Origin of the sequence: Rhodococcus sp. KB6, from assembly GCF_001445685.1 — a bacterium.
Classification (GTDB): domain Bacteria; phylum Actinomycetota; class Actinomycetes; order Mycobacteriales; family Mycobacteriaceae; genus Rhodococcus_F; species Rhodococcus_F qingshengii.
The window spans coordinates 313,124-328,481 of sequence record NZ_LNAK01000134.1 but is presented as its reverse complement, the minus strand read 5'-3'; the positions used below and the strand labels follow the sequence as shown (position 1 = coordinate 328,481).

The 15,358-nt window shown below is 62.5% G+C and carries 15 protein-coding genes; 7 read left to right on the top strand and 8 right to left on the bottom strand.

The window, feature by feature from the left end:
* Window positions 1-59: 59 nt before the first annotated feature.
* Window positions 60-2,099 (top strand): ATP-binding cassette domain-containing protein, encoded by a 2,040-nt coding sequence (locus ASU23_RS21480; RefSeq protein ID WP_030535578.1) that lies wholly within the window; start codon window positions 60-62, stop codon window positions 2,097-2,099.
* Window positions 2,096-2,830 carry an energy-coupling factor transporter transmembrane protein EcfT gene (locus tag ASU23_RS21475; protein WP_042450697.1) on the top strand — a complete coding sequence of 245 codons (735 nt, stop codon included), beginning with the start codon at window positions 2,096-2,098 and terminating at the stop codon, window positions 2,828-2,830. Before ASU23_RS21480 ends, ASU23_RS21475 begins: the two co-directional genes overlap by 4 nt.
* On the opposite strand, the gene ASU23_RS21470 is transcribed toward ASU23_RS21475, so the two are convergent.
* Complete coding sequence (locus tag ASU23_RS21470; RefSeq protein WP_007735111.1) at window positions 2,796-3,452, bottom strand: TetR/AcrR family transcriptional regulator; 657 nt, start codon at window positions 3,450-3,452, stop codon at window positions 2,796-2,798. The two genes, ASU23_RS21475 and ASU23_RS21470, sit on opposite strands and share 35 nt — an antisense overlap.
* Before the next feature lie 224 nt (window positions 3,453-3,676).
* On the opposite strand from ASU23_RS21470, the gene ASU23_RS21465 reads away from it, so the two are divergent.
* The gene (locus ASU23_RS21465; protein WP_030535581.1) at window positions 3,677-4,624 is read left to right on the top strand and encodes a metal-dependent hydrolase; all 948 of its coding nucleotides are present in this window, start codon (window positions 3,677-3,679) and stop codon (window positions 4,622-4,624) included.
* Window positions 4,624-5,784 carry a hypothetical protein gene (locus ASU23_RS21460; RefSeq protein WP_058038677.1) on the top strand — a complete coding sequence of 387 codons (1,161 nt, stop codon included), beginning with the start codon at window positions 4,624-4,626 and terminating at the stop codon, window positions 5,782-5,784. The genes ASU23_RS21465 and ASU23_RS21460 overlap by 1 nt, the downstream gene beginning before the upstream one ends.
* Window positions 5,785-5,829: 45 nt before the next feature.
* Here the strand turns inward: ASU23_RS21460 and ASU23_RS21455 are convergent, their stop codons facing one another.
* Window positions 5,830-6,879, bottom strand: coding sequence for a biotin/lipoate A/B protein ligase family protein (locus ASU23_RS21455; RefSeq protein ID WP_003942269.1), 1,050 nt, complete (start codon window positions 6,877-6,879; stop codon window positions 5,830-5,832).
* Window positions 6,880-7,155: 276 nt separating this feature from the next.
* On the opposite strand from ASU23_RS21455, the gene ASU23_RS34305 reads away from it, so the two are divergent.
* Window positions 7,156-7,311 carry a hypothetical protein gene (locus ASU23_RS34305; RefSeq protein WP_165638325.1) on the top strand — a complete coding sequence of 52 codons (156 nt, stop codon included), beginning with the start codon at window positions 7,156-7,158 and terminating at the stop codon, window positions 7,309-7,311.
* Window positions 7,312-7,330: 19 nt separating this feature from the next.
* Here the strand turns inward: ASU23_RS34305 and ASU23_RS21450 are convergent, their stop codons facing one another.
* The 3 genes from ASU23_RS21450 to ASU23_RS21440 all read right to left on the bottom strand — a co-directional run bounded on the left by ASU23_RS21450 (window position 7,331) and on the right by ASU23_RS21440 (window position 9,958).
* Window positions 7,331-8,146, bottom strand: a complete 816-nt coding sequence (locus ASU23_RS21450) for a MerR family transcriptional regulator (RefSeq protein ID WP_058038846.1) — start codon at window positions 8,144-8,146, stop codon at window positions 7,331-7,333.
* Window positions 8,147-8,198: 52 nt separating this feature from the next.
* Window positions 8,199-8,705, bottom strand: a complete 507-nt coding sequence (locus ASU23_RS21445; protein ID WP_058038676.1) for a hypothetical protein — start codon at window positions 8,703-8,705, stop codon at window positions 8,199-8,201.
* A gap of 71 nt (window positions 8,706-8,776) precedes the next feature.
* Window positions 8,777-9,958, bottom strand: coding sequence for a GDSL-type esterase/lipase family protein (locus ASU23_RS21440; RefSeq protein WP_058038675.1), 1,182 nt, complete (start codon window positions 9,956-9,958; stop codon window positions 8,777-8,779).
* 108 nt (window positions 9,959-10,066) lie between these two features.
* Between ASU23_RS21440 and ASU23_RS21435 the strand changes: the two genes are divergently transcribed.
* Window positions 10,067-10,642 carry a TetR/AcrR family transcriptional regulator gene (locus ASU23_RS21435; RefSeq protein WP_030535586.1) on the top strand — a complete coding sequence of 192 codons (576 nt, stop codon included), beginning with the start codon at window positions 10,067-10,069 and terminating at the stop codon, window positions 10,640-10,642.
* A 174-nt stretch (window positions 10,643-10,816) separates the two neighbouring features.
* On the opposite strand, the gene ASU23_RS21430 is transcribed toward ASU23_RS21435, so the two are convergent.
* Both ASU23_RS21430 and ASU23_RS21425 read right to left on the bottom strand, forming a co-directional pair.
* Window positions 10,817-11,731 (bottom strand): tyrosine-protein phosphatase, encoded by a 915-nt coding sequence (locus ASU23_RS21430; protein ID WP_007735104.1) that lies wholly within the window; start codon window positions 11,729-11,731, stop codon window positions 10,817-10,819.
* A gap of 220 nt (window positions 11,732-11,951) precedes the next feature.
* Window positions 11,952-12,872 carry an alpha/beta hydrolase gene (locus tag ASU23_RS21425; RefSeq protein ID WP_058038674.1) on the bottom strand — a complete coding sequence of 307 codons (921 nt, stop codon included), beginning with the start codon at window positions 12,870-12,872 and terminating at the stop codon, window positions 11,952-11,954.
* Window positions 12,873-13,048: 176 nt separating this feature from the next.
* Here ASU23_RS21425 and ASU23_RS21420 point away from each other — a divergent pair, with 176 nt between their 5' ends.
* Complete coding sequence (locus ASU23_RS21420) at window positions 13,049-14,512, top strand: glycoside hydrolase family 5 protein (RefSeq protein WP_058038673.1); 1,464 nt, start codon at window positions 13,049-13,051, stop codon at window positions 14,510-14,512.
* Between the two features lie 51 nt (window positions 14,513-14,563).
* Here ASU23_RS21420 and ASU23_RS21415 read toward each other — a convergent pair whose 3' ends face one another.
* Entirely contained in the window at window positions 14,564-15,226 is a 663-nt protein-coding gene (locus tag ASU23_RS21415; RefSeq protein WP_058038672.1) for a GAP family protein, read from the bottom strand.
* Window positions 15,227-15,358 lie beyond the last annotated feature (132 nt).

Below are 15,358 nucleotides of genomic sequence, written 5' to 3'. Positions count from 1 at the left end.
CCCGATGCGCTCACCATCAGTCGGGCGGGAGTTATGTCACCACTGGCACACTGGACGTAGTGAGCAACCGTCCGCAAGTCCGCGAAACCGGCAACCTTCGACCACTCGAGTTGGCAACGGGTGCCGTCATGGCCGGATTCACGGTCGCGTTGTCCGTCATTGCCACGGTCATCCCCATGGCCAGCGCCCTCAACCTCGTGGCCGCCGTTCCGATGGGAATTGTTGCCCAGCGCTTCCGAGTCCGCGCCGTGACGACGGCCGGTATCTCGGCCACGGCAGTCGCCTTTGTCGCGGCGGGTTCGGGATCTGCGGCGGCGGTCGCATTGAGCGCTCTCCTCGGCGGAATCATCGGTACGGTCAAGCGGCGCGGTCTCGGCTTCGTCTCCGCATTGCTGTCGTCATTGGTCATCGGGCCCGCGCTGGCGTTGTTCTCCATAGTCCTGTTGCTTGTTCTCGCTCCGCTGCGCACCTTGTTGTTGACCTCGCTCGAGAACACCGCGTTGGGCGTGGCCGAGATCTTGAAGCGTGCCCCCACACTGGTCGGCGCAGCCGAATGGATCGAGAACAGCATCGGCTCGATCATCGACTACTGGTGGTTGTGGATCGGCGTGTCCATCATCTCCGGAATCGTCCTCAGTACCGTCGTCTCCTATTTCGTCCTCGGCGCCGTCCTCGACCGATTGGCTGCACTCCCTTCGGCCGACCCGCTCCAGACAGCACCCGACGACCGTCCGATCGATCCTCTGCCGGTCACTTTCGATCACGTGGGCTTCACCTATCCGGGTGCAACGACACCGGCCCTCGTCGACGTCAACTTCACCGTGCGACGAGGAGAGTTCGTCACCGTCGTCGGCCACAACGGCTCGGGCAAGTCCACACTCACCCGGTTGCTCGCCGGTCGCGCGCCGACTGTCGGGACGCTGACGAGACCCGGGTCCGCCGGTCTCGGCCGACACGGCGGAACCGCCGTCGTCCTCCAACGACCCGAAAGCCAGATCCTCGGAACCCGCGTCGCGGACGACGTCGTCTGGGGGCTCCCCCCCGAGTCGCATCCCGACGTCGATGCACTGCTGGCCGAGGTGGGACTCGCGGGCATGGGTATGCGTGAGACCTCCGGACTGTCCGGTGGCGAGATGCAACGTCTGGCTGTTGCAGCCGCGCTGGCGCGGCGCCCCGCTCTGCTGATCGCGGACGAAGCCACCGCGATGGTCGATCAGGCCGGCCGGGAGGAATTGGTCTCGCTCCTTGCCGAACTTCCGCGACGCCACCCGATGGCCGTGGTACTGGTCACCCATCACCACGCCGACACCCGCAACGCAGATCGGGTGATTCAACTACAACGCGGACGGCAGATCGATCACCAACCCGGTTGGATGACGTCGACGTTCGGGGGTCCGCCGTCTGCGCCGTGGCCGGTCAGCACTCGAGCTGTCCTCCAACTCACCGATGTCACCCACACGTACAACGACCGGACTCCGTGGTCGCGGCGCGCACTGTCGGACGTAAATCTCACAATCGGCGACGGCGACGGGCTGCTGGTTCTGGGCGGCAACGGTTCCGGTAAATCGACTCTGGCCTGGATCATGGCGGGCTTGATCGCACCGAGCAAGGGAACCGCAGTCTTCGACGGCAAACCCGTCTCACGCCAACTCGGCACCGTCGGTCTCACGTTCCAGCATTCGCGACTGCAGCTGCAACGCCGAACCGTCGCCGAAGACATCGAGGCCGCCGGAGGTCCGGAGATCGGATCGGTGCAAGTCTCGTGGGCGCTCGACGCCGTCGGACTCGACCGTCACATCGCCGGCCGCAGCATCGACGAGTTGAGCGGCGGACAGATGCGACGCGTCGTCCTGGCCGGTCTCCTCGTGCGCCAACCGCGGGTACTCATCCTCGACGAACCGTTGGCCGGTCTCGATCCACCCGGTCGACACGAAATCCTGAACGTACTCAGGTGGATTCGTCGGAACGGAACCGCAGTAGTCGTCATCTCCCACGATGTCGACGGCATGGACGCCGTGTGCAGCAGAACAATTCGACTGTCGGAGGGTCGCATCCTCGACCCTGCCGCCAGCAGCGCCTTGGAAGGATCGACGACGTGACAACACTTCTGCGCGAAGTCCCGACTTCATCGCCGATCCACCGATTGTGGGCCGGAACGAAGATCGTTGCCGTCGTTCTCGTCAGCATCGTGGTCGTGACCGCTCCGTCCTGGCCGGCGATCGGCGTCGTACTCGGATTGTTGTTGCTGACCGCGGTGATCGGACGCATCCCCCCGACTGCAGTTCCGCGACCTCCGTGGTGGTTGTGGGCGCTGATCCTGCTCGGCGCGTTGATCAATCTTCCGATCGGCCTCGACGCAGTCTTCATCTACCTGCAAGCTGTGACGTTCGGTCTTGTATTGCTCTGCGTCTCACTGATGTTGGCATGGACCACGTCGATGAGCGATGTGGCGCCGGCACTGGCAACGCTCGGTAGACCGCTGCGATTCCTCAAGATCCCGGTCGACGAGTGGGCGATCGCGACGGCCCTCTGCATTCGTTCACTTCCGCTCTTGATCGACGAGATGCTCACCCTGGTGGCGGCGCGACGACTACGCCCGAAAGCTGTGGTGAACAGCGCTGCCGACAATTCGATAGTCGATCTGATCACCACGACCATGTCGGTGGCAATTCGGCGCTCTGCCGAGATGGGTGAAGCGATCTCCGCTCGCGGGGGCACCGGTTTGATCGCGGCGTACCCCAAGCGCCCTCAGCTCGCCGACCTGTTCGCGCTGATCGTCGTCATCGCCGCGTGCGTCAGCGCGGTTGTTTTGACTCTGGTTCTGCGCTGATCGGATCACCGCTGACAGAATTTCCCTGGGCGATGATCGCAGAACCCATCCAGCGCCGTAGGTATCGCCGCAGTTCCTCGTCGCTCCGCTTCGGGTCGCCGGGCGCGAGGAAAAACGACTGCATCGTCCGCAGGACGTATTCGACCAGTTCCTGAAGTGATGCGTCGTCGTATCCGAAACGCACCCAGTCCACGTCGAAGCGGGTGATCATCGCCATTCCGAAGGCCTGCGCCTCCTGAGAGGTCAGACCTTCGGGATGAAGACTCGAATTCGTGCTGGTGAGCAGAATGCCGAGATGCGGCGTTCGGTGGACCTGGGTCAGGGTGTAGACGACACCCTCGGTCATCGCCTCGACGGGATCTTCGATGCCGCTCACGTGTGTGGTGAGCCGATCGAGGTAGCCGTCGACCGACGCGATTGCAGCTGCCCGCATCAGAGCGTCAGCGCTGGGGAAGTATCGATACACGGTCTGCCGGATCACGCCCAGTGACTCGGCGACGTCGCCGATGCTGATTTCCGAACTCGTCCGTCCGATCAACTCGACCGCGGCCTCGACAATGCGACGAGACGCATCTTCGTCACTGTCCGGTGGATTGCCGCCCCACCCACGCCTTCGTGCCACTGCCCACTTCCTCGCTCGAACGAGGCTCGAACCATGTCTTTGCGCTCGAAGTCCAAGAGCCACAGGCTAACACAGGCAGGTTTTGCATCTGCGCCCCTCGAATTCACTCCCCTCGCCGAAGTGAACATACAACTGCACACCAATATGTATGATTACCGCCACACGTGGCTTCGAGTGCCAGAGCGGCCACCTGACCAGCCCCTCCGAAAGACGAGGTTCGACAAGTGACCAACCTTCAACCCCGAAAAATGGACTTCGGATTCGAGGATCAGGACGTTCCCTTCCTGTGGAACCCGGAGAATCCGGCCTGGTCGAGCATGTCCAACGCGGTCTCGTTCCTGGCCATCGGTTTCGAGAAGATGATCGTGAAGATGATCATGCAGACCAAGTCGCGGATCAGCGATCCTGAAGTGGCCGAGGAAGCCGTGGCGTTCATGCGTCAGGAAGGCCATCACTCGACCGCGCACCGCCAGCATGTGAAGGCTCTGATCAGGCGCTACCCCGGACTACAGAACACGCTCGACGCTGTGATCGGTGAATTCGATCTACTGACCGAGGCGACCTCGCTGAACTACCGGCTTGCATACACCGCGGACCTGGAGGCGACCTTCACTCCGGTGTTCAAGCTGATGCTCGACAACGAGGCGACCTTGTTCCGCCCGGGAGACGACCGCGTCGCGTCGCTGTTCATCTGGCACTTCGTCGAGGAGGTCGAGCATCGCAGCTCGGCTCTGATCATCTTCAATTCCGTAGTCGGAAGCGAGCTTTACCGGATGCGGATGGCACCGTCGATCTTCGCGCACGTGATGAAGGTGATTCGTATCGCCTGCGCAGGCTTCAACCAGCACGTTCCGCTCTCCGAGCGGCAAGTCGACTCACTGTCGATGTTCGCCACCCACCGCACCAAGCAGAAGATTCTGACGTCGTTCGCTCCGTATCTGACCAAGGGCACGATGCCTCGCGCCTTCGATCACCTTCAACTCGGAGAACAACTCGTTGCACTCGGCGGTGTCTTCCGCAGCCAGATGCCCAATCACAACCCGGACCACGAGAAACTCCCCGCACTCGCCGACCAGTGGTTCAAGCGTTACGACGACGGCTACGACTGCACACGCTGGTACACCGCCGAATCTCAGGCACAAGCCGAGTCGATCACGTCAGGGGCCAACTGATGGCAGAACACTGCTCCCCCACGTTTTCCCAGCTCGCAACAGAACTCGGTTTCTCCTGTCAGGAAGCAGGTGGACTCGTCGAGTTCCGTAACCCGGCGGCGCTGGAGAACTGGACCCTGCCCGTCCTCGAATGGACCATCATCGTCGGCTCGGTGCTCGCACTGGTCCTGGCGATCGTGCGGTTGCGCCGCAACGGCGACCCCACCAATCTGGTTCTCTGGTTCGGCGCCACCGCCTACCTGTTCATCATCGAGCCTCCGCTGTACTTCCCGGCGGCGTTCGGCATCGAAGAACAAGTGGACACGATGTTCGCGCACAACGTGTTCACCGTCGACTTCATGTGGGGTCGACTGCCGCTGTACATCGTTGCCATCTATCCACTGATGGCGACGTTGGCCTTCGAAATAGTCAGAATGCTCGGCGTTTTCCGCAGATACGGTCCACTACTGGGCGCTGTCTGCGTCGGCTTCGTCCACCATGCGTTCTACGAAATCTTCGACCACCTGGGGCCCCAGTTGCGGTGGTGGGAGTGGTCGACGTCGAACCCGATCAACCAACCCATGTTCAACGCGGTTCCACTTCCCAGCGTGGTCGTCTTCGCCGCGCTGTGGCCGATGTCGTTGGCATTCTGCGTCCAGTACTTCGTCGGACGGCACGTCGATGCCGGCAAGCACTTCTCCGGACTTCAATTGGTATGGCGCACCATCGTGATCGGCCTGCTGGCCTCGCTGGGTACGTTCATTCTCCCGCTCCCGGCGACGGTCTTCGGTATGGGAAGCGACACTGTCCGCGGGTTCCTCTACGCCGCTGAACTTGCAGTCCTCACAGTGGTCGCGATCGTGGTTCTCGTCCGCCAATGGACGCACCTGCGCTCGGCAGAATCGAACACTCCTGCACACACCAACAGGTTCGTGCAGATCTACAGCGTGGTGTACCTGGTTGTCATGGCCGTCCTGTGGGCGAGTGCGCTTCCCGACTTCTTCGACGCGGTCGACGGTTCCACCAGCGCTGGAGATCCCATCGGGAACCTCTGGTACACAGTGGCGTGCTTCGTCATCGCAATCCTGTGCGTGAGCGCAACTTTCACCATTCCGAAGCGGAACTCCGGGACGGCCGACGCCGAGCTCCTCGGGGCAAACTCAGCGACTCCGGCTACCTAGGCGACCGGGACGAGACCGCTCGGGTCTCGTCCCGGTTTCTCGGTTTCACGGGACGCGGTGAGTCCACTCTTCGGTTCTGAACTTCGTGTCCACCAGCTTGCGCGCCTGCTCCAACTCCGAGTCCGTGTAATCGCTGTCGTGGGTGTCGTATTGACCTCGAAAGTGCTGCGCAAACGACTCCAGGATTGCTGCACGCGTCATTCCGGTCTGCGAACGCAGCGGATCGACGCGCTTGGCCGCACTCTTGGTTCCCTTGTCCGACATCTTCTCTCGTCCGATTCGCAACACCTGCGTCATCTTCTCAGCGTCGATGTCGTAGGCCATGGTCACGTGATGGAGCACAGTGCCGGACGCGAATCGCTTCTGAGCGGCGCCGGCGATCTTGCCCTTGTCCGAGGCGATATCGTTGAGCGGCACATACCGAGCGTTGATACCGACCTCGGCAAGCGCTCCCATGACCCACTGATCGAGAAACGCGTAGGACTGCTCGAAACTCAAACCCTCGACCAATGACGCCGGTACTGCCAACGAGTACGTGATGCAGTTGCCCGGTTCCATGAACATCGCGCCGCCACCGGAGATTCGGCGCACCACCCCGATGCCGTACCGCGCAGCCGCCTCGGAGTCGACCTCGTTACGCACGGACTGGAACGATCCGATCACGACCAAGGGCGAGTCCCAGTCCCAGAAACGCAATGTCGGCGGACGCTCACCCGATGCGACCTCACGCGCGATGACCTCGTCCAGCGCGACGTGCATCGCGGGATCGAGAACCACCGGCGGGATGAGGTCGAAGGTGTGATCCGCCCAGCTCGTGGCGTGGCCGAGTGCGCGCCGGATCGCGATGCCGACCGACTGCGGCGTGAAGCCGATCATCGAGACGGACTCGTCGAGCGCAGTGGAGATGGCATGCGCCAACTGTTCTGCATCCGAGTCGGCGGGCATTCCGCGCAACGCCGCGTTGATGTCGTCGAGCGCGCTGTCGGGCTCGAGGAAGAAGTCCCCCGAGACTGCGACTTCGGACAGCCGACCGTCCGCCACCTCGACGTCGACCGCGACCAGTTTTCCACCAGGAACCTTGTACTCTCCACGCATCCGTCCAGCCTATCCCTGCGGGATTCTCTGCGGTGAGCGCCGTCGAAGATCACACCCCGCGCGCAGTGCGCATCTGTTCGGAAGGCAGGGCGATCAAGTAACCACACCTGTAAGTCGCTGCGGGGCTGCACAATCGCGCGGACGGGACCGCACGTGTCGACCCCTGGCAATTTGGCCGAGCAACGGCCCTGCTTCTGCCGACAGGCGAGATGATCTCTGTGGTGGGAGGATTGCCGCAACGAGCCAACTCCCTGGCGAGCCACAACGGAGGTAGACATGAAGGTCCCGGCGTTCCACTCGACGGTTCCTTCGGATCTCGACGTCTATCACGACAACGAAAGCTGCATTTTGGCCGCGCGCATCGCAGTGTCCCATCGTGCCCACGGAGTCGACGGCCGACCGTGGTGCACTGCGTGTGCGTCTTTGGACTGACGAGCGACCACCAGCTCACTCACACCCACGTCGCCGATTCGGGGGCAACCCCGTTGGCCCGAGCATTCGCATCGATGACAGCGCGGAGCCACACTGTCAGACCGGTCTCGACCTGCTCGTAGAACGCGGTGAATCCCGGATCGGCCACGTACATCCGTCCCAGACACACCTGCATCGAATGTGTGCAGTCGAAGTAAACCCCGATCGACGCTCGGTGCCGTTCTGCCAGCAAATTCGCCTCGCCGCTTCCCGGTTCGACACCGGATCGGCAGGCCAGCGCCAGATCTTCGTTGAGCGTCTCGACGCAGTCGGCGATCTTCTGCCAATCCTCAGTGGTCCTACCCACCGACCGTTCCGCGTGCTGCGCCCACTGCGCACTGTCACCCCAACGCTCGTGCGCCTCAGGTCCCCATGACGGCTGCCAGTGTCGGCCGAAGATCGAGACCTGCTCGTGTGCCGGCAACAGCACACCCGACTTCCTGGCATCGATGATGCGATCCAAGGACTCGCCCAGTTCCTCCAAGTCGGCTATCCGTTGCCGCAACTCGGCGCGCTGCCCACGCAGCGTCTCGTCCACGTGGGCTGCGGGCGCATCGAGCAATATCCCGATCTCGTCGAGCGACAAACCCACGTCACGGTAGACAAGCACCCGGCCGATGCGACCGAGGTCCGCGTCGGTGTACAGCCGGTAGCCCCCGTCACTGCGCCCGGACGGACGCACCAAACCGATTGCGTCCCAATGATGGAGGGTACGTACGGTTATGCCTAGTCGTGATGCGGCAGCACCGACAGTGAGAGCACTGTCTGCCTCGTCTCCGAAGAGTTGGTCCGTCACGTGATCCAGTCTGACAGACGCGGTTCGGGAGGCCACAGCGTCAGACCTCGGTTCAGTCGTCGGGTCCGTCAATTCCCATCCCTCGCAGATGCTCGGCCTCGGCACTGTTCGGGTCGTACGGACGAGCGGCCGTCATGATCACGCGCGCGTTCTCCGGTGTCACAATCTCCAACTCCAGTGAATTCCACGGCTTCAGATGTGGACCGCTGGTGCATCCGGGCCGCAATTCCTCACACGCCTGTGCTATCTGGTCTATCTGACTCAGCACACACGCAAAGCTCACACTGACGGACGGTGGTGAATCTGCACATTCGCCGGGCACGAGCAGAACGTCTTGAAATGCCCAGCGTCGCAGGTGCGTCAGTCGATCCGGTACCGAAAAGAGGTCGAAGAAACCGAGCCCACGGATCCAGAAGTCGGCAGATTCGGCCAGATCCGATGTCGGAACCGACACGAACATGGGCATTCCGTAGAGACCTCGGAACTGTTCCGGAGGCACGGCGTCTATAGCGGGGACAGGGACGGGGCTGATGTCGAATGCTGGGTAAGTATCGGTCATGAAGCCATCGTGAGCCCTCACGCTACGTCAGGGTCAAATCGTGTGAAATCCGATCGAACCAGATTGCGCGATCACACCGAGCGTGCGAATGCGCCGTCGTCTGCGAATACCCGTTGGGCAAAGCGTTCGCCGATGAGACGGTGCGTCGCAGCGTCCGGATGGAGCTGATCGGGAAGCGGCAACTCTTCGTTCTCGGCCGCACCATAGAGATCGCACCCGTCGACGTAATGCAGATTGGGATCATCCGCCGATCGCTGGGTTACGATGCGCGCCAACTCTTCCCGAATAGAGCGCAGCGTCAGCTTTCCGGCTGCGCGCTCGGCGGGATCGCCGGTAGCAACGAATCGCATTTCGCCTCTGGCAAGCGCGTCGAAATCGAATGCACCAGGTCCAGGCGTGTCTTCGTGAATCGGGCAATAGACAGGCGAGACGACCAGCAGTGGAGCCACTGGATGACCGTCGCGGACCGTGTCGAGGAAGCCGTGCATTGCCGACGTGAAGGCCCGCAGGCGCATCACGTCGGAGTTGACCAGATTGATGCCCATCTTGATGCTGATGAGGTCGGCAGGAGTGTCTCGCATAGCGCGGGCGACGTACTGGTCCAGCAGAGCGCTGCCGCTGAACCCGAGGTTGATCAGATCCACGCCGCCGAGGGAGGCTGCGAGAGCAGGCCAAGTGCGGGAGGGACTTTCAGCGCCGGAGCCTTGACTGATCGAGCTTCCGTGATGGAGCCACACATCGCGCTTCGTGCCGACTGCGAGTTCGAGCGGGGCGTCGGTTCGCAATGCGACAAGTTCGGTGGTTTCGTTGTGCGGCAACCAGATCTCGACGGTCTTGGATCGCGCGGGCAAGTCCGCGAAGCGGATGGTGCTGACGGGTCCGGATTGTCTCTGAGCGGTACCGGTCGCCATGTCGATCGTCACCGTGTTGCCACCCTCAGCGATTGCGTGCCCGGTTGGTTCGCCGTCGACGATCAGGTCGTACACCCCTTGCGGCCTCGGCGGGGCACCGATGTAGATCATTTTCGTGGGCAGAGTGTCGAGTTCGATGGCCGTAGCGCTGGTTCGGAACACCAGCCGCACTCCGGACGGTTGTGATTGCGCCATTGCCATCTGCCCGTCAGCGAATTGCGTGCGAGCTCTGGCAGGCAGACGGTGTGTCAGCACACCGCGTTCGGTCCGCTCGAGCTCGAGGGCTCCGCGCACGATGTCCTCGGAAATTGCGGTAGTAATCCAGCTGCTCTGGCTGTTCATCTCATTCACCTGTAGATAAGTTGCGAAGGTTTTAACTACAGCACACAGTAATTTGCCTATACTATTTAGGCAAGCGGTTTCACTTCTCGACGAACAGGACCAACGGACATGCCTCGCGCAGGACTGACACCCGAACGCCTCGCCGTGGCGGGCGCCGAATTGGCCGACGAGGTGGGCTTCGAGCAGGTGACCGTATCGGCGGTCGCCAGAGCGTTCGACGTCAAGGTCGCAAGCCTGTACTCGCACGTGAAAAGTTCGAACGACCTCAAAACCAGAATCGCGCTGCTTGCCTTGGAAGAGATGGCCGACCAGGCTGCTGACGCCGTGGCCGGTCGGTCCGGCCGCGACGCCTTGACCGCCTTCGCGAACGTGTACCGCAACTACGCGAGGTCACACCCTGGTCGGTACGCCGCGTCACAGATGCGCCTCACCCCGGAGGCCGCGGCCGCGAGCGCGGGTTTCAGACACTCGCAGATGATGCGATCGATTCTGCGCGGGTACAACCTCACCGATCTCGATCAGACCCACGCAGTTCGGTTGCTCGGCAGCGTTTTTCATGGGTACGCCAGCCTCGAGCTGGGTGGATCGTTCAGCCACAGTGCACCGGACAGCGCCGAAAGCTGGGCAAGAATCCTCGAGGCTCTCGATTCGATGCTGACCAATTGGCCAGCGTCGAGTCCATGACCAGTCGTGATTCTTGCGCGCCAAGTTCTTGCGCCACTTGGTGATCGCACACGGCCAAGAAACCTCGGGCCCACCCCAGGAGCGGCGCCACACAATCGCGCGCTCCCGCAACCACAGGTCGCACTGGGACAGAAGAAGGTCCGAGTAGGCAAGAAGCCGGGCGTGGAGCTCCGCTTAGAGGAGAAGCTTGGCGCGCAGAGAGTCGACAGTGCCCTGGTCGACGCCGAGGCCCTCCCGTACGTAAGTATCCATACCGCCGTAGAGCCGGTCCACCTGTGCATACGCCGCATCGAGCCACGACAGGTCCACCGCGTCGTCCCGGCCCAGGTACGTGTTCGACGCCATGAAATCGGCACTGATGAACTCACGCGGGACACCCAGAATGGTCAGCAGGATCGCGGTACCCCAGCCGGTGCGGTCCTTCCCTGCACTGCAGTGGTAGACGGTTGCGCCGTCGGAGTTGTTCGCGATCGCAGTCAGCAGGTCACGGAAGGCGACATCGGAACCACGGTAGTTGACCATGAACGGGTAGCCGATGCTCTGGCCGATGTTCGAGGTTCCCTTGACTGCGCCGTCGATCAACGCGCGACCGAGGGTCAGGGGAACGAACTCGTGGAACGCGATGCCGTGTTCGATACTGACGACGTCGGCGACCTGGTAGGTGACCCCGGCGGGGATCCGATCGGGATCCTCCGCACGTTCGGAGGCGTTGCGCAGGTCGACGTCGAGGGTCAGGTTCGCGGCGGTGAGTTTTGCCAGATCAGTCTCATTGAGCGAGCTGAGCTTGTTGGAACGGAACACCAGGCCTGTCCGGACGGTCCTGCCGTCGGTAGTCCGATACCCGCCGATGTCGCGGAAGTTCCGCGCCTCGTCGAGCCTGATCTCGGCCGCGGACGGCGGTGGGATCTCCGGCAGCGGCGGTTGCTCCCCGGACGATCCGAACTGACTCGAACCCAATTGCAGGTCGCCGCTCGAGGCGGAGGCGAGTGTGGGGCCTGTCAGGGCCGCACCCATGGCGACCAGCGCAGCGAGGGCGATTCCGAAAGGGCGCGCCCCTCGGCGGCGCGTGTAGACAGTTGTCACCTTCATCCTCTCATTCGCTGTGCGGGATACCCCGCGCCCCGCAAACTCCCGTGCGAGATTACAAGGGTGGCACGCTCCTCGTCCCGACTTTGCTCCAGAAACCGGACATGTGTTCAGGTGCCCGGCCAGCCGCCATCCGGCAGGAAGAAACTCTTGCCCGTCACTGCGTCGCCATCGACCACGCCGGGCCCGTTCGAACGACAGACCGCGGCCGCGCCCGTGCTTGTCACTCCGACTCGCCGTCGAGACATTGCCCAAGCCAGGCACCCATATCCGACGCAGCGCGGCGGGCAACAGGCGTTGGATGGTTTGTAAATCCATGCGGGACATCAGGATAGAGACGCAAGTCGACGTCGTTTCCGGCCGCCGACAGTCGCGCCACCATGGCAAGGTTCTCTGCCAGGACCACGTCTTCTGATCCAACGACAACGAGGGTCGGCGGCAGGCCGCTGAGGTCGCCGAATGTCGGAGAAATATCCGGGAGAGTGCGATCATCGACATGGCCGACGTAGGCTTCGATGAAGTATTCGTCGCTGATGGTGCGGCCCGCGGGAGTCTGGGCACTGACGTCGTACGTACCCGCTTCCAGCACCGCACCCGAAAATGCCTTGGCCAGACCTCGATCACGAAGGCGCAGCAACGTCGTCGTCACCAAGGTTGCTCCCGCCGACATGCCACCGATGGCGAGCCTGGTCGTCCCGAACCGTTCGGCAGCGACCTCAAGCAGCCACAAGGCGACTTCCTCACAATCGTCCGGCGCTGCCGGCCAAGGGAATTCCGGTGCAAGCCGGTAATCGACGGTAACCACTACCACCCCGACCTCGTCGGCAAGTCTCATGCTTCGGGCGTCAGCGCTGGCCGCTGAACTCATGTAGAAACCCCCACCCGGAAGATACAGATAGACCCCGTTGACATCGCCGTCTTTCGGAGTGACTACGCGCACCGAAACGGATCGGCCCTCGATGTCGAGTGCGTGTTCAACAGCCCGGCTCGCCGTGGGATCAACCACCCTGGATGCTCGCACCACAAGCAGTTCCTGCAGGGAACTCGGACCGACACCGGCAGGCCGCGACGCATAGAACGCTCGCGTACTCGCCAAATCGTCACGAGGCATTTGTTCGATCAGATCAGTCAATGCAAGCTTCACCAGGGCTCCCTCGGGTCGAGACTTGTCGACAATGATGACACCTCCAGCAGGAGCACGTGTCCGACGTGTTCTCGGCAACGCGGGGCCGTGACAGGTATGAGCAAACCGCGCCGGAAAGAGGTCTTCTCACGCTAGCCTCGACTCGGAATTGGACGTTTGTCTAGAAAGGTCGATGGATGCGTGCGCTGTTGCTTGCCACCCTCGCAATCCTGGTCCTCCAGATTGCAACTCCGGCGGCGAACGCTGCACCACCGGATCCGGGCTGGACTCTCCCCCAACTGACCGTCGCAGATCGAACGATCAAGGACGTCGACGGACGAACGGTGTTGCTCCGCGGCGTGAACGCCAACGGTCTCAATGACTACGCAACGAACGGCACCGGTCTACCCACCGTTACGCCGCTGGGAAGAACGGACTTCGCGCAGATGGCAGCGCTGGGCTTCAACGTCGTCCGACTCAACGTCGCGTGGTCCCTCCTGGAACCGATCCGCGGTGCATTCGACACTGCGTACGTCGACCGCGTTCGAGTAGCGGTCGAGGATGCAAAAGACCACGGCATCTACACCGTTCTCGACATGCATCAGGATGCATGGGGCCCGTACGTCGGCACCCCGAGCGACCAGTCGTGCCCGTCATTCATGCGGCCGGGAGTCGGCTGGGACGGCGCACCCGAGTGGGCAACCCTGACCGGCGGATGGACAACCTGCAACATCGGTGGACTCAGGGAAGCCGCACCCGCGATCGCCCATGCCTTCCAGGCGTTCTACGACGACGAGCAAGGAATCCAGAGTCGCCTCGTCGCGACGTGGGCGCGGTTGGCTGCCGAGTTCAAAGACGAACCAGCTGTAGCCGGATACGACCTGTTGAACGAACCGAACCCCGGCCTGCGCGATCCATTCACGGCAGCTGATCAGATCGGGCAGTTCTACAAGCGGGCCACCGACGCCATCAGACAGGCCGAAGCAGGAGGATTTCCACACCTCGTGTTCTTCGAGCCCAGCGCGATCTGGTCGGCTTTCGGCCTCGACGCGCTGCCTTCACGCCATTACCTGACCGATCCCCTGGTGGTCTTCTCGCCCCATCTCTACAGCGAATCGATAACGGTCAGTAGCGAATTTCCCGGAATCGAAGACGGATTCAAGATCGCCGACCTCGCTGCCGCCTGGTACGACGCACCGTTGTGGACAGGTGAATGGGGTTGGTTCGGCGACGCCGACGAGCAGAGAGCAGACGTCGACCGCTTCGTCGATGCCACCGACAGGTACCGGATGGGCGGCGCGTGGTGGTCGTGGACACAAGCGTGCGGTGACCCCCACCCGGTTCGCGACGGCAATACCCACCAGCCGCAGGGAAATCTGAATCGCATCGACTGCCCGTCCGGTGAATCACTCGGGCTCGTAGAGGGATTCGCCGCGCCACTCTCGCGAGCGTATCCGCGGGCAGCGCCCGGCTCGCTGACGGAGGTATCGCGTGACGGGTTTGACGGGAGCGGCACCGGACGGGTCGAGGCCTGGTACCCCGGCACCGACCGGCCACAGCTCGAGACCACGAATCTCTCCGACGTCCGACTGTCCCCGATCGAGGGCGGATGGCAACTGATCGGTCACGCCGACGGCGACTACGCGGTCAAGCGCGCCTGATCGAACGATCATCCGGGAATCGCGCGTTCACACCACGCGAAAGAGCGGGTATCAGAAGATTCCGCCAATTCCCTTGCCGATCAGAACAACTCCGACGACCAAGATCAACACACTCATCACCGTGGTGTTGTTGTCCTCGAGCCAGACTTTGAGATAGGCCAATGGCTTTCGCAGGCGATCAGCAGCCACCAGGTATCCGATGACCGGGATCGCGACAGTTGAACTGGCGATGACCGTGAATACGAGAATCGAGGTGATCGCTCCGCTGGTCGCCAACGACGCCGAGCCGATCGACACTCCGGCCGCGATGCACATGAGCAGGTTCTTCGGGTTGATCGCGGCGAGCGCGAATCCAAGGCCCAATCCCTTGACCGCGGTCATCTCGTCGACGGCTTGCATCCACTTCGGTGTTTCGTGCTCGCCGCTGCGCCCCCGCCACTGCTTGACCCCGACGGCCAACAGGAGGACACCGAGAGCTAGTTTGATCCACGAAACCGTGGCGGACGGTCCGTCGTCTGACGTGCTGACGGCACTGGACAAGATGACGAAAAGAACTGTAGCGATGAAGATTCCGAGTAACCAGCCCACCGCGAACCCGGCGCTGGTGCTACCCGCTCGCTTGGAGAGCAACATCAAGATAGTGGCGATGACGGCCACCGGCGACACGGCGACACCGACGGCCAATGGGAGAAGTTCTCCGACAACGGAACCCATGTCAAAACTCATTTCTGATTGCAGCAAGCAGGATAGGCGGTAGGCGAGAAAAGGCGCCCCTGTCCGCCACGGCGGACAACAGAGCACAGCTGATACCGCTGCGCGACAATGCTGACACTGCGAGCGCCTGCG

Coding starts and splice junctions, on each gene's coding strand:
- ASU23_RS21415 (WP_058038672.1), bottom strand. CDS start 15,226: ATGGGTTCCGTTGTCGGAGAACTTCTCCCATTGGCCGTCGGTGTCGCC.
- ASU23_RS34305 (WP_165638325.1), top strand. CDS start 7,156: ATGAAGGTCCCGGCGTTCCACTCGACGGTTCCTTCGGATCTCGACGTC.
- ASU23_RS21445 (WP_058038676.1), bottom strand. CDS start 8,705: ATGACCGATACTTACCCAGCATTCGACATCAGCCCCGTCCCTGTCCCC.
- ASU23_RS21460 (WP_058038677.1), top strand. CDS start 4,624: ATGGCAGAACACTGCTCCCCCACGTTTTCCCAGCTCGCAACAGAACTC.
- ASU23_RS21440 (WP_058038675.1), bottom strand. CDS start 9,958: ATGAACAGCCAGAGCAGCTGGATTACTACCGCAATTTCCGAGGACATC.
- ASU23_RS21455 (WP_003942269.1), bottom strand. CDS start 6,879: ATGCGTGGAGAGTACAAGGTTCCTGGTGGAAAACTGGTCGCGGTCGAC.
- ASU23_RS21435 (WP_030535586.1), top strand. CDS start 10,067: ATGCCTCGCGCAGGACTGACACCCGAACGCCTCGCCGTGGCGGGCGCC.
- ASU23_RS21420 (WP_058038673.1), top strand. CDS start 13,049: ATGCGTGCGCTGTTGCTTGCCACCCTCGCAATCCTGGTCCTCCAGATT.
- ASU23_RS21430 (WP_007735104.1), bottom strand. CDS start 11,731: ATGAAGGTGACAACTGTCTACACGCGCCGCCGAGGGGCGCGCCCTTTC.